General features: G+C 70.9%; 16 protein-coding genes and 1 pseudogene. 11 read left to right on the top strand and 6 right to left on the bottom strand.

What is annotated here, in order from left to right; translation table 11 throughout:
* Positions 1 to 2 precede the first annotated feature (2 nt).
* The 3 genes from ACQ859_RS00710 to ACQ859_RS00700 all read right to left on the bottom strand — a co-directional run bounded on the left by ACQ859_RS00710 (position 3) and on the right by ACQ859_RS00700 (position 3,411).
* Positions 3 to 341, bottom strand: a complete 339-nt coding sequence (locus ACQ859_RS00710; protein ID WP_431264179.1) for a thioredoxin family protein — start codon at positions 339 to 341, stop codon at positions 3 to 5.
* Positions 342 to 416: 75 nt separating this feature from the next.
* Positions 417 to 2,669, bottom strand: coding sequence for an ATP-binding protein (locus ACQ859_RS00705; protein ID WP_431264178.1), 2,253 nt, complete (start codon positions 2,667 to 2,669; stop codon positions 417 to 419).
* A 31-nt stretch (positions 2,670 to 2,700) separates the two neighbouring features.
* Complete coding sequence (locus ACQ859_RS00700) at positions 2,701 to 3,411, bottom strand: response regulator (protein ID WP_431264177.1); 711 nt, start codon at positions 3,409 to 3,411, stop codon at positions 2,701 to 2,703.
* A gap of 164 nt (positions 3,412 to 3,575) precedes the next feature.
* Between ACQ859_RS00700 and ACQ859_RS00695 the strand changes: the two genes are divergently transcribed.
* The 3 genes from ACQ859_RS00695 (at position 3,576) to ACQ859_RS00685 (ending at position 6,636) form a co-directional block, all read left to right on the top strand.
* Positions 3,576 to 3,866, top strand: coding sequence for a hypothetical protein (locus ACQ859_RS00695; RefSeq protein ID WP_431264176.1), 291 nt, complete (start codon positions 3,576 to 3,578; stop codon positions 3,864 to 3,866).
* A complete protein-coding gene (locus tag ACQ859_RS00690; RefSeq protein ID WP_431264175.1) occupies positions 3,827 to 4,900 on the top strand; it encodes an SPFH domain-containing protein in 1,074 nt (357 codons plus the stop codon). Before ACQ859_RS00695 ends, ACQ859_RS00690 begins: the two co-directional genes overlap by 40 nt.
* Positions 4,901 to 4,962: 62 nt before the next feature.
* Positions 4,963 to 6,636 carry a hypothetical protein gene (locus ACQ859_RS00685; RefSeq protein ID WP_431264174.1) on the top strand — a complete coding sequence of 558 codons (1,674 nt, stop codon included), beginning with the start codon at positions 4,963 to 4,965 and terminating at the stop codon, positions 6,634 to 6,636.
* A 51-nt stretch (positions 6,637 to 6,687) separates the two neighbouring features.
* Here ACQ859_RS00685 and ACQ859_RS00680 read toward each other — a convergent pair whose 3' ends face one another.
* Both ACQ859_RS00680 and pyrF read right to left on the bottom strand, forming a co-directional pair.
* Positions 6,688 to 9,972, bottom strand: a complete 3,285-nt coding sequence (locus ACQ859_RS00680; protein WP_431264173.1) for a PAS domain S-box protein — start codon at positions 9,970 to 9,972, stop codon at positions 6,688 to 6,690.
* Between the two features lie 197 nt (positions 9,973 to 10,169).
* Positions 10,170 to 10,999, bottom strand: a pseudogene (gene pyrF / locus ACQ859_RS00675) (orotidine-5'-phosphate decarboxylase).
* Positions 11,000 to 11,068: 69 nt separating this feature from the next.
* Here pyrF and ACQ859_RS00670 point away from each other — a divergent pair.
* From ACQ859_RS00670 to ACQ859_RS00645, 6 genes are all read left to right on the top strand, one after another.
* The gene (locus ACQ859_RS00670) at positions 11,069 to 11,836 is read left to right on the top strand and encodes a GNAT family N-acetyltransferase (RefSeq protein WP_431264172.1); all 768 of its coding nucleotides are present in this window, start codon (positions 11,069 to 11,071) and stop codon (positions 11,834 to 11,836) included.
* A gap of 86 nt (positions 11,837 to 11,922) precedes the next feature.
* Positions 11,923 to 12,630 (top strand): winged helix-turn-helix domain-containing protein, encoded by a 708-nt coding sequence (locus ACQ859_RS00665; RefSeq protein WP_431264171.1) that lies wholly within the window; start codon positions 11,923 to 11,925, stop codon positions 12,628 to 12,630.
* Complete coding sequence (locus ACQ859_RS00660; RefSeq protein ID WP_431264170.1) at positions 12,630 to 13,946, top strand: ATP-binding protein; 1,317 nt, start codon at positions 12,630 to 12,632, stop codon at positions 13,944 to 13,946. The genes ACQ859_RS00665 and ACQ859_RS00660 overlap by 1 nt, the downstream gene beginning before the upstream one ends.
* A gap of 222 nt (positions 13,947 to 14,168) precedes the next feature.
* The gene (locus ACQ859_RS00655) at positions 14,169 to 14,741 is read left to right on the top strand and encodes an outer membrane beta-barrel protein (RefSeq protein WP_431264169.1); all 573 of its coding nucleotides are present in this window, start codon (positions 14,169 to 14,171) and stop codon (positions 14,739 to 14,741) included.
* 328 nt (positions 14,742 to 15,069) lie between these two features.
* On the top strand, positions 15,070 to 15,390 hold the full coding sequence (locus ACQ859_RS00650) for a hypothetical protein (RefSeq protein ID WP_431264168.1): 321 nt from the start codon (positions 15,070 to 15,072) through the stop codon (positions 15,388 to 15,390).
* A 160-nt stretch (positions 15,391 to 15,550) separates the two neighbouring features.
* Positions 15,551 to 15,820: a hypothetical protein gene (locus ACQ859_RS00645; protein ID WP_431264167.1), complete on the top strand. Its 270-nt coding sequence runs from the start codon at positions 15,551 to 15,553 to the stop codon at positions 15,818 to 15,820.
* Positions 15,821 to 15,884: 64 nt separating this feature from the next.
* Here ACQ859_RS00645 and purB read toward each other — a convergent pair whose 3' ends face one another.
* Positions 15,885 to 17,252 carry an adenylosuccinate lyase gene (purB, locus tag ACQ859_RS00640; protein ID WP_431264166.1) on the bottom strand — a complete coding sequence of 456 codons (1,368 nt, stop codon included), beginning with the start codon at positions 17,250 to 17,252 and terminating at the stop codon, positions 15,885 to 15,887.
* 158 nt (positions 17,253 to 17,410) lie between these two features.
* Here purB and ACQ859_RS00635 point away from each other — a divergent pair, with 158 nt between their 5' ends.
* Together ACQ859_RS00635 and ACQ859_RS00630 are read left to right on the top strand one after the other, a co-directional pair.
* Positions 17,411 to 20,299, top strand: a complete 2,889-nt coding sequence (locus tag ACQ859_RS00635) for a polysaccharide deacetylase family protein (protein ID WP_431264165.1) — start codon at positions 17,411 to 17,413, stop codon at positions 20,297 to 20,299.
* 170 nt (positions 20,300 to 20,469) lie between these two features.
* On the top strand, positions 20,470 to 20,979 hold the full coding sequence (locus ACQ859_RS00630; protein ID WP_431264164.1) for a GNAT family N-acetyltransferase: 510 nt from the start codon (positions 20,470 to 20,472) through the stop codon (positions 20,977 to 20,979).

Raw genomic sequence — 20,979 nt, 5'->3', positions numbered from 1 at the left:
CGTCACGTGTTGTCGATGCGCTCCAGCGCCGCCCGGATATCCGCGGCGTTCGTGGGCCTGACCAGGCGTTCCACCTCCTGGCCGTCGCGCATGAAGATCAGCGTCGGCCACAGCTTTACCTTGAACGAGCGCCCCAGCGGCCGGCCCTTGCCGTCCTCGACCTTGATGTGCTGGACCATCGCGTGCCGGCCGTCGAAGGCCTGCGCCAGCAGGGGCTGCGCGGCCTCGCAGATGGGGCACCACGGGGCGCCGAACTCGAGCAGCAGCGGATGTCCCTTCGACAGCGAATCGACGGCGTCGCGGATGGGCTCGGTCAATGCGTATTGGGGGGTCATCGGCATGGGAACTCTCCTTGATCTGTCAGAGGCCACCGCCCGGTCGGAACGGTTCCGGCGGAGCGGAGCGGGCGGAGCCGGTCACGCCGCGGCGCGGCGCAGGCTCATCTCGAACACCACGCCTTCCGGCACATTGAATGCCCGGATGCTGCCATCCATCTTCGCCAGGTAGGTCTTCGCGACGAAGAGCCCCTGGCCGCGGCGTTCGCCGTTGACCTGCGGGGCGGTGTCGGAGACGCCGTACTCGAAGATCTGCTCGAGCATCGCCGCATCGATGTGCGGCCCCTGGTTGCGGATGCGCAGCAGGACGAAGCCGGGCTCGCCCGCCTCCAGGGTGATGGCAATGGGCGTGCCCTCGGGCCGGTAGCGGTCGGCGTTGCGCAGCACGTGCGTGACGGCGTCCTCCAGCGCGTAGGCCTCGGCGTGCACCGGCTGCGGCTCGGGCAGGGCGGTCTCGAAGCTGACGTGATCGATGCCGGCGTAGTGCGCGTTCGCGGCCACCTCGCGGCAGAAGGCCGCCAGGTCCAGCGCCTCGGTGTGCAGGTCGGCCGAGGCCAGCGCCTCGCTCGGCGGCGCGCTGCCGTACAGCACCTTCACCGCCTGCTGCATCCGCTGCACATAGCGGTGGCTGGGATCGTCGCCCGCGCCGTGCAGCACCATCAGCGACTGCAGCGGGGACATGATCTCGTGACCGACCGCGTGCCACATCTCGCGCTCGCGCTCGGCCCGGAGCTGCTCGCGGCGCAGGCCGTCCTTCACGCGGGTCAGTGCGTCCGCCAGGCTGCCGGCCAGGATGCCCAGCTCGTCGCGGCCGCGCAGGTCGGCCACGTCGAGTTCGCCGATGCGCTGCTCGGCCCGCGCGTCCTGCATGTTGTAGGAGACGGCGGCCGCGCGCTTGGTCAGCACGGCGATGCCGCGGATCAGGCCGAGCTCCACCATCAGCCAGGCGAGCGCGATGGCCGACAGCATCGCCGCCGCCAGCCAGGCCAGCGGACGCGCCTCCAGCGCCAGTTGTCGGTCGAGGCTGCGCAGGTCGCCGCGCAGGTCGAGCCGGTAGCGGCCGCTCGGCGTGGCCACGTCGTCGGACGCGGTCAGCCAGCGGACCTCGGCCGCGTCGGTGCCGGCGCCGACGCCCAGGATCTCGCCCTGCACCGGCAGGCGCCGCATCACGTGGATCAGCCACGGCAGCGCCCGTTCCGACAGCTCCGGGCCGCGACGTTCGGCGATCGTCGTCGCCTGCTTGCCCAGACGCTCGATGCGCAGCGTCTCGCCCGGCTGCAGCGAGGCGCCGATCCGGTCGAGCGACAGCGCGAGCGATGCGCCCGGCCGGGCGCTGTCGAAGAGAACTGGCATCGATGCCGATGCCGATGCCGATGTGATGTCTGCATCGGAGGCCGCCGCCCTGGCGGGCACGGCATCGGACGCAACGGCGGCAGGCGGGGTGGATGAGCCGGTGGGTTCCGACGGGCCGAGCAGCTCGACCCGCACCCGCATCTGGTCCAGGTCCGCTGGCGGCCAGACCGGGCGGGCGCGGCGGCCGGCGTCGTCGAAGAGCGCGTCCTGGAACGCTTCCACCGGGAGCCGGATCGAATAGAAGGTGCGCCGCGCGCAGTCCGGTCCGCTGCTGCCTTCGGCACACGGACCTTCACGCCACAGCCAGCCGCGGAACTCGCGCATCGGGCGCGCCTTGCCGGGCAGCTGCGGGCCCGCGCCGAGGAAGCCGGTCAATCGGCCCCGCTGCGTGCCGTCGGCCGAGGCGGCGCCCTCGAAGGGCGCGATCCAGGTCTGGGTGCTGCCGCGCAGCTTCAGCGTCACGCGCGCACGGTGAACGCCGCTCAGGTCCAGCGCGCCGTGCTCACGGCCGGCGAGCGGACCGCTCTCCAGGCTGCCGACCAGGTAGAGGAAACCGCCCGCATAGGCGTTCGCGCCGACGGCTGCGCACAGGCTCGCGCCGTCGGGCCAGCGCAGGCCGCAGCCGGCCATCTCGACGGCGCGCTGCGCCTTGTTCTGGTCGTCGAAGTCGATCGCCGAGAACGGCAGCAGCACCGGTGCCTGGCCGTCGCGGTCGCCCGCCCCCATCGTCGGATTGAGCAGCGCCAGCTGACCGCTCGGATGGCGCAGCTGCAGCACGATCTCGGACAGCGACTGGCGGAACCCCTGCGCATAGCGCTGGTAGGCGCGCTGCTTCTGGTCGATCAGGACGGTCAGCACCAGGCCGATCGTCGCCAGGGCCAGCAGCAGGAAGGCCAGGTGCACGACCGCGCGGCGGCGGAACGCCGCCAGGCCCAGGCGCGGCACGACCAGCGCGGGCAACTCGACCGGTCCAAGCTTCATGCCGCGTCCCTGTCGGCACGCATATCGGCGCTCACCGCGGCCCCGACCACCGGAACCCGCGCATCGGCACGTTCTCGATCGCGTCGAAGCTCGGATCGACTTCCTTCAGCGCCTCGCGCAGCGTCGACACGTGCTTGCGGACGTTGTCGCGGGTGCGGCCGCTCTTGACGACGTCGTACAGCTCCTCGTACGACACCACCTGCGGCGCGCGCTGGTACAGCGTGGCGAGGATGCGCTGCGCCGTCAGCGGCAGGTTGATGCGCTGGCCCTTCCACAGCGGGCTGCGCTGCCAGAGCGGATCCAGCTGCAGCGCCTCCGGCGCGGCCGCGACCGGTTCGGCGGCTTCCCGCGCGCGCGCGGCGCGCAGGATGTCGAGGAAGGTGTCGATGAACTCGGCCTCGTCGAAGCTGGTCTTCTGCAGGTAGTCCCAGGCGTCGAGCGCCTTCATGATCCCGCGGTAGATGGCGGCCGGCATCGCCGACACGACCAGCACCGGCGTGCCGGCGTTCAGCTTGTTGATCTCGTTGATCAGCGCGATGCCGGCGTTGCGCTCGCGGCCGAGCTCGATGTCGAGCACGACCATCTCGTAGCGCTCGCGCGCCAGCGCGGCCTCGGCGGCGTCGCGGTCGAACCATTGGTCGACCTGCAGCTCGGGACGCGCGGCGCGGATCCAGCCGGTGAGCTGCTCGCTGGTGGGGCGGTCGTCCTCGATGACGGCGACCTTGTTCCTGGGGATAGCCATGGCGCGGATTATCGACAGCGTGGCGTTCACCGGCGCGACCGGCCTGTGAGGGTTTCTTCCGGACCGTGAAGGGACCGGCCGACGCCCGCATTGAGGCTTCCGGGCCCTTTCCGGACCATGAGCGACATCCCAACACCCGATCGACGGGAACCCCGGAGGACCTCATGAACGACCGCCTGCAATCGATCCGCAACGCCGCCGCGCGGCTCAAGGCTCGGCTGCCCGGTTTCTCGCGCCGCAGCCAGGGCGACGCACTCGGTGACGAGTTCGGCGGCGAAGGCGCCGGTGCCGGTGGCCTGGGCGCGCCGCTGAAGCGTGCCGGTGCCGGCCTGGTCCGCTGCCTGCCCTGGCTGGCCGGCCTGACCGCCGTGGCCGGCGCGGTGGCGCTGCTGGTGACGCATCCCCCGTTCACGAGGTGCCGCGCGGCGCCGTCAGCCTGCGCACCAACGTGCTGACCGGCGGCGTGACCGAGGCCCGTTCCGGTTCCATGCTCCAGATCCCCGGCCTGCACGATGTCCGCGATCTGCCGGTGCGTGACCGCAGCTATCACCCCGAACGCTTCGCCCGCGCGGACGGCGAAGCGCCGCTCCAGTCGCTGGAAGGACTGTCCCTGGGCCTGGACCTGACGGTGCGCTGGACCGTCGACCCGACGCGCCTGGCGCAGCTCGCCGCCTCGCTGCCCGACGACATCGAAGGCGACGTGATCGCCCCCGCATTGCAGGGCATCGTCTACCGCCAGATCGCGACGCACACGGTGCGCGAGATCTTCTCCACGCAGCGCGGCCCCATCCAGGCCGCGCTGGAGTCGGAACTGCGCCGCAAGCTGGCGCAGGACGGCATCGTGCTGCGCGGCCTGGAGATCGGCAACGTCGACCTGCCGCAGGAGTACCGCACCGGCCTGGAGAACCTGCTGTCCGAAGGCCTGGCCAGCGAGAAGATGCGCTACACGCTGGAGCTCAAGGAGAAGCAGGTCAAGCAGACCGAGCTGGAAGCGGCCGCCGAGAAGGTCCGCCGCGAGACCTCCGCGGAAGCCGCCGCGCGCGAGCAGATCATCGCGGCCAAGGGCCAGGAAGAGGCGATGAAGCACGTGCTGCCGTTCAAGCAGCGCCAGGTCGAGCAGCGCCAGCTGGAAGCCGAAGCCGAGCGCGTCGCGCGGGTCCGCATGGCCGAGGGCAACGCGCAGGCGCGCGGCATCGAAGCCGAGGGCGAGGCCAAGGCGCGCGAGAAGCTGGCCGACGCCGAGGCCTATCGCCAGACGCGCATAGGCAAGGTCGCGGTCGACCAGATGGCCGCCGAAGGCGCGTTGCTGAGCCGCCATCCGCTGCTGATCCAGAAGGCCATGGCCGACAAGCTCTCCGACAAGGTGCAGGTGATCATCGCGCCGCCCCCGTCGGACGGCGGATTCATCGGCAAGACGCTGCTGGGGACGAAGCAGGAGACGCGTCCGGAAGGCCGTCCGGAAGTCGAAGGCGAGGGGACCTCGCAATGAGCCGCCATCGCGCCCCCGCGTTCCTGATCCCGTCCCTGATCCTGAGTCGAAAGGGTTCCGATATGTGCCGCCTGAAGGTCGTGATGGCCGCCGCGATCGCCGCCGTCGCCGTTCAACTGCTCTGCGTCCACTCGGCCGATGCCGCCACGTCGACGGCGGCGTCCACGAGCGCGCCGGCCGACGATGCCGCGCCGAAGCCGCCGATCAAGCGCGTCTCGCCGGACGACGCGGCGCCGCGCACCGCGCTGGTGGTGCAGGACAGCGTCGCGATGCGCGCGGCGGCGAAGGACTCCTCGCCGGCGCAGGCGCAGCTCTGGCGCGGCGAGGCGCTGGAGATCCGCGGCGAGCGCCCGGACCACTTCCAGGTCTACGACTACCGCCGCGAGCGCGGCGGCTTCGTCCGCAAGTCCGCGTTGCTGCCGCTGAGCGGGCCGGCCGCGCAGCCGGACGCACTGCTGGCCGCCCTGCGCGTCGTGCGTCAGCAGCCAGGCTCCGAATCGCTCGGGCTGGGCCTGGCTGCTGCCTATGTGCAGGCGGCGAGCGCCGCGCAGATGAACGGCGCGGACGGCGCCGAGGCGCTCGACGCGATGGGCACCTTGGCCGAGCGCCTGGCCGATCGCGCCTCGCGCGCGCAGTCCCGCCCGGACGGTGCGACGGTCGCGCCGACCGCCGCCGAGACGCAGGTCGCCGCGCAGCTCGACGTTGCCGCGCGCTACGGCCTGCGTTTCCGCACGCTGGAGCGCGAGGCCGGGGCGATGCAGCTCTGCTACGACGGCGAGGCGTTCCGCCGCGTGCTGGCGATGCCGTCGGCGACGCCGGAGCAGAGGGCGCGCGCCGCGCTGTCGCTGACGCGCGTCGACTGTCTGGATCCGGTCGCGACGCCGCCGCAGCGCGAGCAGATGGACCAGTGGCGCGCGGACGTCCTCGACAAGGTCGACCTGCATGACCCGGCATTGGCGACGCATTGGCGCAACCGCGTGCTGATGCGCCAGTCGGGCGTGTGGAGCAGCCTGGCGTTCATCCGCGCGCGGCGTGCGAGCGTGGCGGGCGCCGCCGGGGCGGCCGTTTCACCCGCGACCTTGCAGGTCGACGCTTCGTCGGCCGCATCGCGCCGCTCGCTCGAAGCCTTCGCCCGCGTCGTGCCGGCGGAGCTTTCCGACGACGACCAGCCCGCCTACAACGACGCCGCCATGCGCGGCAACGCGATGCGCTGGGCGGCGTTGCCGGCCGGTGCGTCGGAGCAGACGCTGGGCGCGGTGAAGCTGAACGTCGCGGCCGGTCAGCCCGGCGAGACCTGCCTCACCCTGACGATGAACGGCGCGAAGGAAGGCAGCGCACCGCTGCTGCGCCATTGCGCATGGGGGCTGGTGATGACGGCGTCGGCGCGGATCAACCGCGAGGGCAACGCGATCGCGATCGCGTCGGTGCCGGCGGACGGCTGGCGCGAGCTTCAACTGCTGCGCCGCACGTCGCAAGGCTGGAAGGTGTCGGTGCTGCCGCCGGTGGCGGCACAGCCGGGCCTGGGCTACGCGGAGTTCGCCGGCTGGGTGCCCGGCGGCAAGGAACTGCTGGTCGCGCGTGAGTCCCGCGCCGAAGGCCGCTACAAGCGCAGCTACGAACTGGTCGACCTCGACACGCTGGAGACCAGGCGCCAGACCGGCGATGTGGCGATGCTCGGTGCGTTCCAGCGATGGCAGGCGGCGGATTGGAAGGGCGCGACGCTCAGCCTGCGCTGAAACAAGCGATCGACCGCGCTCGAACCAGAAGTTCGAGCGCGGTCCATTTGTTCAATCCGCCGTGAGCTTCACCAGCACCTGCCTCAGCCGCTGCGCGTCGATCGGCTTGGTGAGGAACTCGTTCATCCCGGCGGCGAGCGCCTCGTCGCGTTCCTGGACCAGTGCCGCCGCTGTCAACGCGATGATCGGGAGATCCGCCGCGTCGTAGCGCTGGCGCAGCTGGCGCGTCGCCTCGTGGCCGCTCATGACCGGCATCTGCACGTCCATCAGCACCGCGTCGAAGGGCTTGCCCATGCTGGCCGCGGCCATCACCGCCTCCACCGCCTGGCTGCCGTCGCTGGCCTGAGAGACCTCCGCGCCCCACTGCTCGAGCATGGCCACGGCGATCATCATGTTCACCGGGTTGTCCTCGACCATCAGGATGCGGCGTCCCGCCAGTTCCGCGTCGTCCGCCGGCGCGCGGCGTTGCGCGCTCACCGGTGCCGGCGCCGCGGGCAGCGGCAGCTCGGCCCAGAAGGTCGCGCCCGCGCCGGGCTGGCTGTCCACGCCCACATCGCCGCCCATCAAGGTCGCCAGCTCGCGGCAGATCGACAGGCCCAGGCCCGTGCCGCCGTAGCGGCGCGTGGTCGACTCGTCGGCCTGCGTGAAGGGCTGGAAGAGCCGCTCGTGCATGGCTTCGGCGATGCCGGGACCGGTGTCGCTGACCTCGACGCGCAGTCGCCGCTCGTCCACCCGGCGCACCTGCACCGCCACGCGGCCCTGCTCGGTGAACTTCAGCGCGTTGCTCAGGTAGTTGCTCAGGATCTGCCGCGTGCGCACCGGATCGCCGATCACCCAGGCCGGCACCGCGTCGTCGACGTCGATGCTGAACCCCAGCCCGCGCGCCTGCGCCAGCGTCAGGTACCCCATGCGCATCGTCGCCAGCATGTCGCGCAGCGCGAAGGGCACCGTCTCCAGCGTCAGCCGGCCGGCCTCGATCTTGGACAGGTCCAGAATGTCCGACATCAGGCCCGCCAGGCTCTCTGCGCTGTCGACCATCTGGTCCAGGTAGTGGCTGCGCGTGTCGCCGTTCAGATCCGGCTGCTGCAGCAGCCGCGCCAGGCCGACCAGGCCGTTCAGCGGCGTGCGGATCTCGTGGCTGATGTTGGCCAGGAAGGCGCTCTTGGCGCGGTTGGCCGCCTGCGCCTCGTCCTTGGCCTGCGCCAGCGCGGCCTCGACGCGCCGGCGCTCGGTCACGTCTTCCATGATCCAGATCGTGCCGCCGCGGCTGGGGTGGTTCGGGTCCACGGCACGCGCCAGGATCCGGCACAGGAAGCGACTGCCGTCGCGGCGACGCATCAGGCGTTCGACCTCGACCTGCTCGCCCGCCGCCAGGCGCGGTCCCAGCTCGTGGCCGACGGCCTCGTAGTCTTCCGGGTTGGGCCACACGACGCCGCCGGCCTGGCCGATCAGCCCGCCGGCGGGCCAGCCGAACATCTCCTCCACCAGCCGGTTCGCCTGCACGAAGTGCTGGTCGCGCGTCAGCGCGATGCCGATCGAGGCGTTCTCCAGGATCGCCGCATGGACCAGCCGCGTGCGCTCGGTGTCGCTGACGTCGCGCGAATTGACGACCAGGTAGGACATCCCGTCCATCACGAAGGGCGCGGCCGACAGCAGCATCGGGATCGTCTGCCCGCGCCGGTTGACGAAGCTCGCCGGCAGGTCGCTGACGCGGCCGTGCTGGCGCAGCGCCTCGACCAGCCGCTCGCGGTCGGCGATGTCCTGCCAGATGCCCAGCTCTTCCGAGCTGCGGCCCAGCACCTCGTCGGCGGTGTAGCCGCTGACCAGCTCGAAAGTCTTGTTGACCATCACGTAGCGGCCGCTGACGGTCTCGGTCAGCGTGACCACGTCGGGGCTGGTCGCGAACAGGTGGGAGAGCAGCGCCTCGGAGCGGCGCAGCGCGTCCTGCGCGCGCGAGGTCTCGGTCTGGTCGATGAAGAAGGACAGCGTCGCCGGACCGGTGGCCGCGTCCACGCGCACGCTGGTGGCCTGCACCAGGCGGCGGCGGCGCGACAGGGTCCGCAGGCGGAACTCCGTCATCGGCAGCATCGCGCCGACGGGCATCGCCTCGATCTTGGCCGCGCGCTGGCGGGCGCGTTCCTCGTCGCCGGGCTCGTAGTGCGAGAACAGGTCCTGGCCGATCATCGACGAGCGCTGCGTGTAGCCGAACATCGCCATGGCCGCCGGGTTGGCGTCCATCACGCGGCCCCAGCGGTGCAGCACCAGCGGCGACGGCGAGCGGCGGAACAGCTCGCGGTAGCGCGTCTCGGTGGCCACCATGGCCTGTTCGGTCTGGACCTCGTCGGTGACGTCGCGGCCCACGCCCCAGTAGCCGCGGAAGTTGCCCTTGGCGTCGAAGCGCGGCTCGCCGCTGACCGACACGTAGTGCAGCGTGCCGTCCTCGGACGTGCGGCGCATCACCAGGGCGCGGAACGGGCGGTGGGATTCGAGGTCGGCGCGGTGGGCGTCGAGTTCCTCGTCGGAGAGGCCCAGGTGCTCGATCTCCCACGGTGCGCGGCCCAGCCGCTCGGCCATCGACAGGCCCGAGGCGCCTGGGTTGTGCTCGGTCAGGTGGGTGAAGCGGAACTGGCGGTCCATCTCCCAGTACCAGTCCGCCGCCATGTTGAGCAGGTGGCGGAAGCGCGCGTGGCGGTCGTTGACCTCCTGCATCGCGCGCCGGATCAGCTTGGCCGTGCCCAGGCCGACGACCAGCCCGGAGGTCAGCAGCAGCAGCTGGGTCAGCAGCCGGGCGGTGAGCCCGACCGGCGCGGTGCCGACCTGGATCCAGCCGCCGAGTTCCGCCGAGGCCAGGCCGCCGAGCGCGGCCAGTCCCAGCCCGAACAGCGACAGTCCCGCGCCCAGGCCGATCATGCCGGTGCCCAGCGCGACCATCAGGCCCATGATGCCGAGGCTCGCCGCGTTGAGTCCGAGCTGGCGCGACACCGCCAGCGACAGCGCCGTGGCCATCGCCAGGCACATCAGCGCGACCGCCGCCGCGGGGCCGTGGTGGGACGGGAGGCGCCAGAGCATCGCCAGGCCGGCGAAGGTGGTCACGAGCGCCAGCACGGGCGGCAGCAGGCCGCCCAGGGGTTCCGAGGCGCCGGCGCTGGCCAGCAGCATCAGGCCGGCCATGCCGGACAGCAGCACGCAGGCGGCCATGAACAGCCGCGCGGCGCGCCATTGCAGCGTCGCGGGCAGGCTGTCGCCGCGCGACAGTTCGTGCCCCACCAGACTGCTCAGATCGTCCTGGGAATCCTTGCTCACTCGACCCCGCCCCAACTCGTTATGGATGGACATGCCCTTTCTCTCCTTGGAAAGGTCCGGGGCGAGCGGCATGCCAGATCGGCGTGCGGCGGCCCGGAATTGCAACGTCCGGTAACGGAGTCTCGGTGAGCCGAGGGTGTTCTGCAGAGGCGTGGAATCCCGAAACGCGCCCGGTTCGGTGCGCGTTCGAGGTTTTTGCCAACTAGTTGGCGGGCGTCACCGCCGGCGGATCAGGCCGTGGCGGCCGGGCGCAGCGCGTCGCGTGTCGCCAGCGCCACACGGCGGGCGGCAGCGGCGAAGTCCTCGCTGGCGGACGCGTACAGCACCGCGCGGGAGGAATTCACGATCACCGTGCCGCCGCCCTGGCGCCAGCCTGCGGACACCGTCGCCGCGGCGTCGCCCCCTGGGCGCCGACGCCGGGGATCAGCAGGGGCAGCGTCGGGGCGAGGGCGCGCACGCGCTCGATCTCCTTCGGGTAGGTCGCGCCGACCACCAAGCCCAGCTGGCCGTTGACGTTCCAGTCGCCCTCGGCCAGCGCGGCCAGGTGCTCGAACAGGCGCGGCTGGCCCGGCACGTCGGCCAGGCGCTGCATCTGCCAGTCGTCGCCGCCCGGGTTGGAGGTGCGGCACAGCAGGAAGGCGCCCTTGTCGGCGTAGCGCAGGTAGGGCTCGACGCTGTCGCGGCCCATGAACGGCGACAGCGTCACCGCGTCGGCCTGGTAGCGCTCGAAGGCCTCTCGGGCGTACTGCTCGGCGGTGGCGCCGATGTCGCCGCGCTTGGCGTCGAGGATCACCGGGACGTGCGGCGCGTGGCGCTTGATGTGGGTCATCAGCTGCTCGAGCTGATCCTCGGCGCGGTGCGCGGCGAAGTAGGCGATCTGCGGCTTGAACGCGCTCGCCACGTCCTTGGTGGCGTCGACGATGGCGGCGCAGAAGTCGTAGATCCGGCCGGCGTCGCCCTTCCAGTGGGTCGGGAACTTCGCGGGATCGGGATCCAGCCCGACGCAGAGCAGGGAGTCGTTCAGGCGCTCGGCGGCCTGCAGCTTCGACATGAATTTCATGTGCGGTATTGTCCCGCTTTTGCTTGCGATGACATCCGGGGCGACGTCCCCGGGCGCTGGGAGGCGGGGATGGACGTGTTGAGAACGGCGCGCTTGCGCCTGCGGTGGTTCCGGCAATCGGATGCGGCCTTCGTCCGCGGGCTGCTCAACGAGCCGGCCTGGATCGAACACATCTACGACGCGCAGGTCCGCACCGACGAGCAGGCTGCGGCCTGGATCCGCGAGCGGCTGGAGGCGCGCTACTGGCTGCTGGGCTACGGGTTCTGGGCCGTCGAGCGGCTCGAGGACGGGGAGCTGCTGGGCCTGGCCGGCGTGATCCAGCGCGAGGGGCTGCCGCATCCGGACATCGGCTACGGCTTCCCGGCGCGCTTCTGGGGCCACGGCTACGCGCGGGAAGCCGCGGCGGCCACCTTCGACTACTGCCGGCAGGCGCTCGGCCTGCGGCATCTGCTGGGCACGACGGCCCCGGAGAACCATCCGTCCGGACGTGTGCTGCTCGCGATCGGCATGAGCGACGAGGGCCTGCAGCAGACCGAGGCGCACGAGGGGCTGTCGCGTGTCTACAGCTGGCATGACCCGGCCCCGCGGGACGATGCCGGGGAGATCGCCGCGCTGCGCGCGCGCTGGCATGCCGCGCTGCGTGGCACGGCGAGGCCGGCGCTGATGGCCTGCGTGACGCCGGAGACCGTCGACCGCGTGATGGCCAGCCGCACGGATCTCTCCCCGCAGGCTCTGGACCACCTGGCGCAGCGCTGGGCGCCGCTGGCGGACGATCCGACGCTGCGGGCCGTGCGCACGCCCGCGGGCTGGCGTCTGGACGTGCCGGCGGACCGCTGAGGTCCACGACCACTGCCGCGCGCGTGCGCAGGCGCGCTTAAGCGTGGCTGAAGTCGGCGGGGAGGGCCTCGCCTATGCTCGCTGCCATGGACATTTCTGCTCAGACCGGCGCGCGCATCCTGCTCATCGAGGACGACGAGCGCCTGGCGCAACTGGTCGCCGACGCGCTGCGCAAGGCCCATTACGCGGTGACCGTCTGCGGCGACGGCCTGGCCGGCGAGGCGCTGATGCGGCAGGAGACCTTCGACCTGGTGCTGCTGGACGGCAACCTGCCGGGCAAGGACGGCTTCGACGTGCTGCGCGACACGCGCCGCGATTTCGCCGGCCGCATCGTGATGATGACCGCGCGGGACGACGACATCGATCAGGTGCTGGGCCTGGAAGGCGGCGCGGACGACTACATCGCCAAGCCGGTGGCGCCGCGTGTGCTGCTGGCGCGGCTGAAGGCGCTGCTGCGCCGCGACGCGCTGCCGGCGGCGCATCCGGTCGGCGAGGCGCTGCACTTCGGTCCGCTGACGCTGCTGCCGCAATCGCGGGAACTGCGGCTGAACGGCGAGCCCGTCGTCCTCACGACCGCCGAGTACGAGCTGCTGAACTTCCTGGCGCATCGCGCGGGGCAGGTCGTCAGCCGCGACGACATCATGCAGGGCCTGCGCGGACTGGAGTTCGACGGCCTGGACCGCGCCATCGACGCCCGCATCTCGCGGCTGCGCAAGAAGATCGGCGACGACGCGCAGGCGCCGGTGCGGATCAAGACGGTGCGCGGGCAGGGCTATCTCTTCGCGATCGACTGATGGCCGCGATCACGCTGCGCGCCTCGCTGCTGCGGATGGCGCTGGGACTCGGGCTGGCGGTGCTGGCGCTGATCCTGCTCGTCGAGGCCCTGGTGCTGATCGGCGCCTCCGAGGTCACCAACGACTACGTCCGCAACTTCATGCGCGGCACGGTGGACCTGCTGGTGCGCGACCTCGCGCCGCTGGACCCGCCGGCGCGGCGCGAGCGGGTGCGCGAGCTGGACGCGCAGTTCGACTATCCCGTGCGGCTGATCCGCACCGACCTGTCGCAGCTCAGCGCGGACCAGCGCCGCCGGCTCGAACGCGGCGAGGTGCTGGTCACCGGCTTCAACCGCCGCATCTACGCGGCGCTGCCGGGCGAACCCGACCAGCTGCTGCTGCTCGGCCCGCTCGATTCCAAGCGGGCCGGCGAACTGCCGAAGGAACTCGCCGCGCAGCTCGGCGTCGCGGTGGTGATCGCACTGGCCGTCGCGCTGATCGCGTGGTGGCAGCTGCGGCCCTTGTGGCGCGATCTGCGCGGACTGCAGCGCGCGGCGGAGCGCTTGAGCGCGGGCCGCCTCGACACTGAACTGCCGCCGTTGAAGAGCCGGCTCTTCGCGCCGGTCGCCGCGGCGACGCGGGCGATGCTGGAGCGGCTCGCGGCCGCGATGGCGACGCAGCGCGAGCTGACGGGCGCGGTCTCGCATGAGCTGCGCACGCCGCTGGCGCGGCTGCGCTTCGCGGTCGATGCGCTGGTCGACGAGGAGGATCGCGACCGCCGCGAGCAGGCGGTGATGGCCTGCGAGCGCGACATCGCCGAACTCGACGAACTCATCGACGCGAGCCTGACGCTGGCGCGGCTCGACATGGGCGCGTTGCAGCCGCATGTGATGCAGGGCAACCTGGGCGACATGCTCGCGAAGGAGGCGGCCTCGCTGGCGCCGCTGCTCGACGGCAAGGCGCTGGACACCGACCTGCGCCTGCCCGACGCCTTGCCCTTCGACGAACGGCTGCTGCCCTATGCGGTCCGCAACGGGCTGCGCAACGCGGCGCGGTATGCGAAGGGCCGCATCCTGCTGACGGCGTGGGTCGAGGCGGGCCAGCTCTGGCTCGCGATCGACGACGACGGCGAAGGCGTGCCGCCGTCGCTGCGCGAGGCGGCGTTCGAGCCGTTCAAGCGGCTGGAGCGCAAGGGGCGGGGGACGCGCGGTTTCGGTCTGGGCCTGGCCATCGTGCGGCACGTCGCGCACGCGCACGGCGGGCATGCGCGACTGGGCGAAGCGCCGCGCCTCGGCGGCGCGCGGCTGCTCCTCTACTGGCCGGCTGAAGCGGCCTGAAGATCCGAGTACTGCCCCCGCCGCAGTGCGCAGACCGCCCCGCGTGAAGCTTCGTCAAGCGCCGCGTGCACGGCTGTCATCGACCGTCACACAAGCGCTCAACTCACGCCACAGACGCGGCGCGGTCGAATTCCCAGAATGAGCTCCATGTCGAACGAGCCTGATCACTGACCCAGGCGACCCGGAACGACAGATCGATCAACAGCTCTGAAGGAGTTCCAGATGAACAGCAACAACAACACGCGCACTTCGATCAACGGCAAGAAGGCCGGTCTGCTGGCCGCCGCGGCCGTCGCGCTGACCCTGGGCGTCGGCGTCGCGCACGCCGATCCGGTGACCCCGTACTACATCGGCGGCGACGTCGGCAAGACGACGCAGCGTGTGGATGGCAATTCGCAGAAGCGCACCTCGGACAGCTACAGCATCTTCGGCGGCTACAAGTTCAACGAGAACTTCGCCGCTGAACTGGCCTACACCGACCTGGGCAAGGTCGACTTCGGCGGCGTGACCGCGAAGAACAAGGTGTACTCGCTGGACGGCATCGCCCGCGCCCCGCTGGGCAAGGGCTTCGGTGTCTACGGCAAGGTCGGCGTGGCGTACGCCGAGCGCGACTTCAACAACGGCCTGGGCGACAAGGACAAGACTGGCCTGAAGCTGGGTGTCGGCGTCGACTACGCGCTGACGAAGAACGTCTCGCTGCGCGCTGAAGCCACCCGCTTCAATAACATGCCGCAAGCCAACGGCTTCGACAAGAAGGACGATCGTCTGAGCATGGGCCTGGCCTACCAGTTCTGATCGACCGGCGACGGTTGACCGGTGCCGATTCCCCCGGCACCGGGCCTGACGGGGCTGCTCCGAGCGACACCCGAACCCCGATTCCCCGCCAGGTGCAAGGGCAGTGCAGCAATGCACTGCCCTTTTTCATGGGGCCCGGCGATCGGGCCGGTTCGCACGCCGCGCGGTTCGCGACGTGGCAAGACCTGGCGCCGGCAAGCGGTCGGTGACAACGCGGACTTCCCCCAGGCATGCATACTTGTTGAGGTTATTTGCGGCGATCAAGCGGGTCGCTCCAATGGACTTGTCACAACGTCGTGACGCCCTCTGAGTCCATTAGGAGAACATCTTGAAGTTCATCACAACGAGCCCGTCGCAGCCCCTCGTCAAGTCGGCATCGACGACGTCTGGCGGATCGCAGGTCCTGGCACTCTGCGAACTGTCCGACGCCGAGATCGACACCGTGTACGGCGGCGATTCGTGGGCGGGCACGCCCGCAGGGCGCGCGACGGCGGACGGCGCCGCCTGCGCCAATACGATCCTGACCTGGAGCGGCATCGGTGCCACCGTCGGCAGCATGGGCGGCAGCTTCATCAGCGTGCTGGGTGGCTGGGCCATCGGCGGCGGTCTGGCGGCGAAGTTCTCCCAGGCCTGCAACGCAGCGCGGTGAGCGCCGACGCGCCCGCGCGTCCGTGCCGGGGCCGTCCATTCCGGACGGTGGCGCGCATGATCGCGGCGGGCGCAGGGGCCCGGTTCGTGCTCATGCTGCCGGGCTGCTGCGCGGCCTGGTCCTATCCGACGCTGGTCGTGGCCCTCCTCGGTGCGCTGGCGTGGGGGCCGTCGTCTTCCGGGTGACGCTGGTGTTCCTGGCGGCCGCCGTCGACGGCACCCGTCCCCGGCTCTCGCGAGCCGGCGTCGCCGTCCTCGGGGTCGTGAGCGCCGCGATCGGCGCGGAGGCCTTCTGGGCGATGGCGGCGGTCGCGCCGGAACCCCTGATCGGCAGCGCGCTCCAGGTCATCGCCGTGGCGTGGGTCGCCTGCTGCGCGCTGCTCATCCGGCACCGCTGGCGGCAACCCGGCACGATTGACCGGGACGACTGATCGACCGGCCGACGAAAAAAGGGGCAGTGCCGATGGCACTGCCCCTTTGTCGATGTGTGGCCGATCAGATCCGCTTCGCCAGCGCTTCGGCGGTGCCGGTGTAGTTGCCCGGGGTCATCGCCAGCAGGCGCTGCTTCTCGGCCTCGGGCAGTTCCAGACCCTGGATGAAGGTCTGGATCGATTCGCGCGTGATCGCCTTGCCGCGCGTCAGTTCCTTCAGACGCTCGTACGGATTGGGCAGCGCGTAGCGGCGCATCACCGTCTGGATCGGCTCGGCCAGCACTTCCCACGACGAATCCAGATCGGCGTCCAGCGCGGCCTGGTTGAGTTCCAGCTTGTCGAGGCCCTTGGTCAGCGAGTCGTAGCCCAGCAGCGCATAGCCCAGCGCCACGCCCATGTTGCGCAGCACCGTCGAGTCCGTCAGGTCCCGCTGCCAGCGGGAGATCGGCAGCTTCTGGCTCAAATGCGTCAGCACCGCGCTGGCCAGGCCGAAATTGCCCTCGGCGTTCTCGAAGTCGATCGGGTTGACCTTGTGCGGCATCGTCGACGAGCCGATCTCGCCGGCCTTGGTCTTCTGCTTGAAGTAGCCCAGCGACACGTAGCCCCACACGTCGCGCGACCAGTCCACCAGGATGGTGTTGGCGCGCGTCACGGCGTCGAACAGCTCGGCCATGTAGTCGTGCGGCTCGATCTGGATCGTGTACGGGTTGAAGGTCAGGCCCAGCTGCTTTTCGATGACCGACTGGCTGAACGCCTCCCAGTCCTTCTCCGGGTAGGCGGACAAGTGGGCGTTGTAGTTGCCCACGGCGCCGTTCATCTTCGCCAGCAGCTTCACCTCGGCGATCACGGTGCGTGCGCGGCGCAGGCGCGCCACGACGTTGGCGATCTCCTTGCCGACGGTCGTCGGGCTGGCGGTCTGGCCGTGCGTGCGGCTCAGCATCGGCGCGGCGGCGTGGGTCTGGGCCATCGCGGTCATCTTCTCGATGACGCGGTCCAGCGCCGGCAGGATCACCTGGTCGCGTGCGGCCTTCAGCATCAGGCCGTGGCTGGTGTTGTTGATGTCCTCGCTGGTGCAGGCGAAGTGCACGAACTCGCCGGCGCCTTCCAGCTCCGCCTTGCCGGCGAACTGCTGCTTGATCCAGTACTCGACCGCCTTGACGTCGTGGTTGGTCGTCTTCTCGATGTCCTTGATCGCCTGCGCATCGGATTCGGAGAAGTTCGTCACCAGCGCCCGCAGGAACTCGCGCGAGGCCGTCGACAGCGGCTTCAGCTCGGCCAGTCCGGCGTCGGACAGCGCGATGAACCATTCGATCTCCACCTGGACGCGGCGGTGCATCAGGCCGAATTCCGACAGCAGCGGACGCAGCGCGGCCATGCGCGACGCATAACGGCCATCCAGGGGCGACAGGGCGGTGAGGGCGGAGAGATTCATGGCGCGCTGGGGCCGGAACCGGCCATTCAGGGGTGGGACAAACCCGAGGATTCTACAGAGCGGGTCACAATGGCGCCCGCTTCGCCCAGCCGCCGCCCGAAGGAGGGCGTCCGGCGGGGCGGGAGGCGAGGACTTTGAGGGAAGGTTCGAGGGAAGGCATGCAAGTGAGAAGTCAACGCAAGGGCGCCGTCTGGATGACCGCCCAAACGCTCGTCATGGCCGCGGCGTCCGCCGTCACGATGACGCTGATGAGCGGCTGCAAGCCTGCCGGGGACGCGCCCCGGCCGCTGGCGCCGGTCGAGGCCGCCTCCGCCAATCCGGCCGTCAGCGCCACGCTGCTCAAGCAGAGCGACGAGGTGCTGGCCCGCTACCGCCAGATGATCGTGCTGATGGACGGCGAAGGGGCGCTCAAGCCCGCCGAGCGCGAGGCGGTGCGATCGATCGGCATGCTGCTCTTCCACGACATGCAGGAGAGCATCCGGGCGCTCGTCGAGACCGCGGGCAAGAGCACCGATGCCGCCGGCCTCGCCGCGCTGTCGGAACTGCTGGACCGCATCGAGCAGGAGCCGTCGTGGTTCGACGCCGACCGGCTCGCATTCAAGGAATTCCTGACGCAGCTCTCGCAGCAGTTCTCGACCTCGCAGAGCATCGCCGGCCTCAAGCTGGCCAAGCGCGCGGGCGAGGACCTGGGCGTGCTGGCCGAGATCGAGAACGCCTACGAGCAGGAACTGCGCGACACCTTCGGCCGCTTCGCGCAGCGCGGCATCGTGCCCAAGCGCGAGAAGTGGACCGACTACGTCGCCAAGCTCAAGGGCCTGTACGCGCGTGACCGCATCCTGAAGGACTACGCGACCATCCTGCCGGACCTGCAGGCGCGTCCGAGCGTGACGGACGGACCGGAAGACGCAGCGCCCGCGGCCCCCGCCACGCAGACGGCCCAGGCGCCGGCCGCGACCCGCGGACCGACCAAGGCGGAGCGCGAATTCTTCGGCCGCCAGCTGCCGCCCAAGACGGTGCTGCTGACCTTCGACGACGGCCCGCATCCGCGCTACACCGACGAGATCCTGGAGATCCTCAAGCGCTACCAGGCGCCGGCCGTGTTCTTCGAACTGGGCCGCAACCTCGGCAGCGTCGACGCCAGCGGCAAGGTCAAGCCCGGCCCCGGCAGCGAGGTGGCCAAGCGCGTGCTCGCCGCCGGCCATCCGATCGCGAACCACAGCTTCAGCCACGGCGTGATGTCGAAGTTCGAGCTCGACAAGGTCCGTCAGGAAGCCAGCTCCACCGAAGCGCTGCTCGACGCCGCCGGCCGCGACGGCCAGGCGCTGTTCCGCTTTCCCTACGGCGCGCGCAACGACGCCGCGCTGGGCGCGATCGAGGCGCTCAAGCTGCGCTCGATGATGTGGAACGTCGATTCGCTGGACTGGTCCGACCCGATCCCCAAGTCGATCGCGGCGCGTGTGCTGGGCGAGCTCGGCAAGCAGCAGCGCGGCATCGTGCTGTTCCATGACATCCACGCGCGCACCGTCGAGGCGCTGCCGCTGGTGCTGGACCAGCTGAAGGCCGAGGGCTACAAGTTCGCGGCCTGGAAGGACGGCAAGATCGTCGCGGCCGAGACGCCGGCCGCCGACGTCGCGCCGCCGGATCTCGCCGGCGCGAACCTCTATCGCGACAGCGTGGCGCTGGTGATCGGCATCGACCAGTACAAGGCCTGGCCGCGGCTGCAGCATGCGGTGCGCGACGCCCGCGCGATCCAGGAGACGCTGCAGACGCAATTCGGCTTCCGGCCGGAGAACGTCACCACGCTCACCGACGGCGACGCGACGCGCGCCAACATCCTGCGCGCGCTCAACGGCATGGCGCGCAAGGGCGGCGACGGCAAGCTCAAGCGCGACGACCGCGTGTTCGTGTTCTTCGCCGGCCACGGCAGCACGCGCAAGCTGCCGAGCGGGCGCGACGTCGGCTACATCATCCCGGTCGACGCCGGCACCGACGACCTGCAGACCGACGCGATCGCGATGCCGCAGCTGCAGGAGCTCAGCGAGGCCCTGCCGGCCAAGCATGCGTTCTTCGTCATCGATGCCTGCTACTCGGGACTCGGACTGACGCGCGGCGGCGCGCCGGGCGGCAGCGCCAACTTCGTGCGCGACAACGCGCGCCGCATGGGCCGCCAGATGATGACGGCCGGCGGTGCCGACCAGCAGGTCGCGGACGACGGTCCGGGCGGCCATTCGGTCTTCACCTGGACGCTGCTGCAGGCGCTGTCCGGCAAGGCCGACCTCAACGGCGACGGCCTCATCACCGCGACGGAGCTGGCCGCCTACGTCGCGCCGGCCGTGTCCGCGATCGCGCACCAGACCCCGGCGTTCGGCAGCCTGCCGGGCAGCGAGGGCGGCGAGTTCATCTTCGAGCTCGCCTCCACGCAGGAGCAGGCGCTCAGCGGCGACAGCAACCAGCTCGACGTCAAGACCAGCGCGCTCGCCAAGCAGGCGGACGACGCCCGCAACGCGCAGCTGCAGCCGGTGGCGCAGGCCTCCGCGCCGACCGGCGCCGCGCCGGGATCACCGGCGGCAAGCGCCACCGCGGTGCAGGTCACGCTGAAAGGCCTGGACGGCACCGACACGGCGATCGCGACCAGCGCCGCGCCCGCGCCGACCAGCGCGCGCATCGCGGCGCAACGCGCCAACGACCGCGGGCTGCAGCTCTACAAGGAACGCCGCTACGACGAAGCCGAGGCCGCCTTCACCGAGGCGCTCAAGCTGCAGCCGAAGTTCGCGCTGGCGGCCAACAACCTGGGGTTCATCTACTACAAGCGCGACAAGCCGGCCGAGGCCGCGCGCTGGTACCGCAAGGCGATCGAGATGGACGGCAGCCGCGCGCTGGCGCACCTGAACCTCGGCGACGCGCTGCTGCGCGCGGGTGACGACACCGGCGCCCGGGCCGCGTACCAGGCCTTCATCGAGCTCTCGCCCAAGCATGCGCGGGCGGCGGAGCTCAAGGCCTGGATCGAGCATCCGGACAGCGCGAAAAAGCCGGAGCCGCCGCGCTGAATCAGCGTTGAATGAGCGGTGATCCCGCGTTGAACGAGCGCCGATCCGGCGTCGATCAAGCGTTGGAAAGGACCGACGGCGGGCGGGTTGTCCCTGATGTAAGGGGCGTTCCGCCTGCTGCTTAATCCGTCCTTTCCCGCTCGGTTGACGACTGGTTACCGCTTCTTTCGATGCTTTCCCTGGCCTCCGATGGCGTCGCACCGCGCCTCATCCGCGTGCATCAGATCGATCCCCTTGCCTGGGCGCCGCTGCTGGCGGCCAGCGAGAGCGAGGGGCGGCAGATGCTGCGCCGCCTGATGGATGAATGGCGCAGCGGCGCCAACCGCTACGAACAGCCCGGCGAATCGCTGTGGGCCTGGCTGGCCACGAACGGCCAGGTGGTCGCGGTGGGCGGCCTCAACGTCGAGCCCCCGCCCGGGCGTCCCGGCACTGGCCGCATGCGTCGCTTCTACGTGCATCCCGACTGGCGCGGACACGGCCTGGCGAAACGCCTCGTGAACGCCGTGCTCGCGAGCGCGCAAGGGCACTTCAGCCGCCTGCACGTCAATTGCGAGGAAGCGGACGCCGCGACGTTCTGGACCCGGTGCGGCTTCGCACCGATCGACGCGACCCTCGATGCGATCGAGCGTCCCGCCCGCTACACGCACGTGCGGCTGCTGCCGCAGTTCCAGGCCGCGTAG

It is taken from the genome of Roseateles chitinivorans (assembly GCF_050632235.1).
Lineage (GTDB): Bacteria > Pseudomonadota > Gammaproteobacteria > Burkholderiales > Burkholderiaceae_C > Roseateles > Roseateles chitinivorans_A.
The sequence above is the reverse complement of the archived record's forward strand: the minus strand, read 5'-3'. Positions and strand labels throughout refer to the sequence as shown.

Coding starts and splice junctions, on each gene's coding strand:
- ACQ859_RS00710 (WP_431264179.1), bottom strand. CDS start 341: ATGCCGATGACCCCCCAATACGCATTGACCGAGCCCATCCGCGACGCC.
- ACQ859_RS00705 (WP_431264178.1), bottom strand. CDS start 2,669: ATGAAGCTTGGACCGGTCGAGTTGCCCGCGCTGGTCGTGCCGCGCCTG.
- ACQ859_RS00700 (WP_431264177.1), bottom strand. CDS start 3,411: ATGGCTATCCCCAGGAACAAGGTCGCCGTCATCGAGGACGACCGCCCC.
- ACQ859_RS00695 (WP_431264176.1), top strand. CDS start 3,576: ATGAACGACCGCCTGCAATCGATCCGCAACGCCGCCGCGCGGCTCAAG.
- ACQ859_RS00685 (WP_431264174.1), top strand. CDS start 4,963: ATGTGCCGCCTGAAGGTCGTGATGGCCGCCGCGATCGCCGCCGTCGCC.
- ACQ859_RS00680 (WP_431264173.1), bottom strand. CDS start 9,972: ATGTCCATCCATAACGAGTTGGGGCGGGGTCGAGTGAGCAAGGATTCC.
- ACQ859_RS00670 (WP_431264172.1), top strand. CDS start 11,069: ATGGACGTGTTGAGAACGGCGCGCTTGCGCCTGCGGTGGTTCCGGCAA.
- ACQ859_RS00665 (WP_431264171.1), top strand. CDS start 11,923: ATGGACATTTCTGCTCAGACCGGCGCGCGCATCCTGCTCATCGAGGAC.
- ACQ859_RS00660 (WP_431264170.1), top strand. CDS start 12,630: ATGGCCGCGATCACGCTGCGCGCCTCGCTGCTGCGGATGGCGCTGGGA.
- ACQ859_RS00655 (WP_431264169.1), top strand. CDS start 14,169: ATGAACAGCAACAACAACACGCGCACTTCGATCAACGGCAAGAAGGCC.
- purB (WP_431264166.1), bottom strand. CDS start 17,252: ATGAATCTCTCCGCCCTCACCGCCCTGTCGCCCCTGGATGGCCGTTAT.
- ACQ859_RS00635 (WP_431264165.1), top strand. CDS start 17,411: ATGCAAGTGAGAAGTCAACGCAAGGGCGCCGTCTGGATGACCGCCCAA.
- ACQ859_RS00630 (WP_431264164.1), top strand. CDS start 20,470: ATGCTTTCCCTGGCCTCCGATGGCGTCGCACCGCGCCTCATCCGCGTG.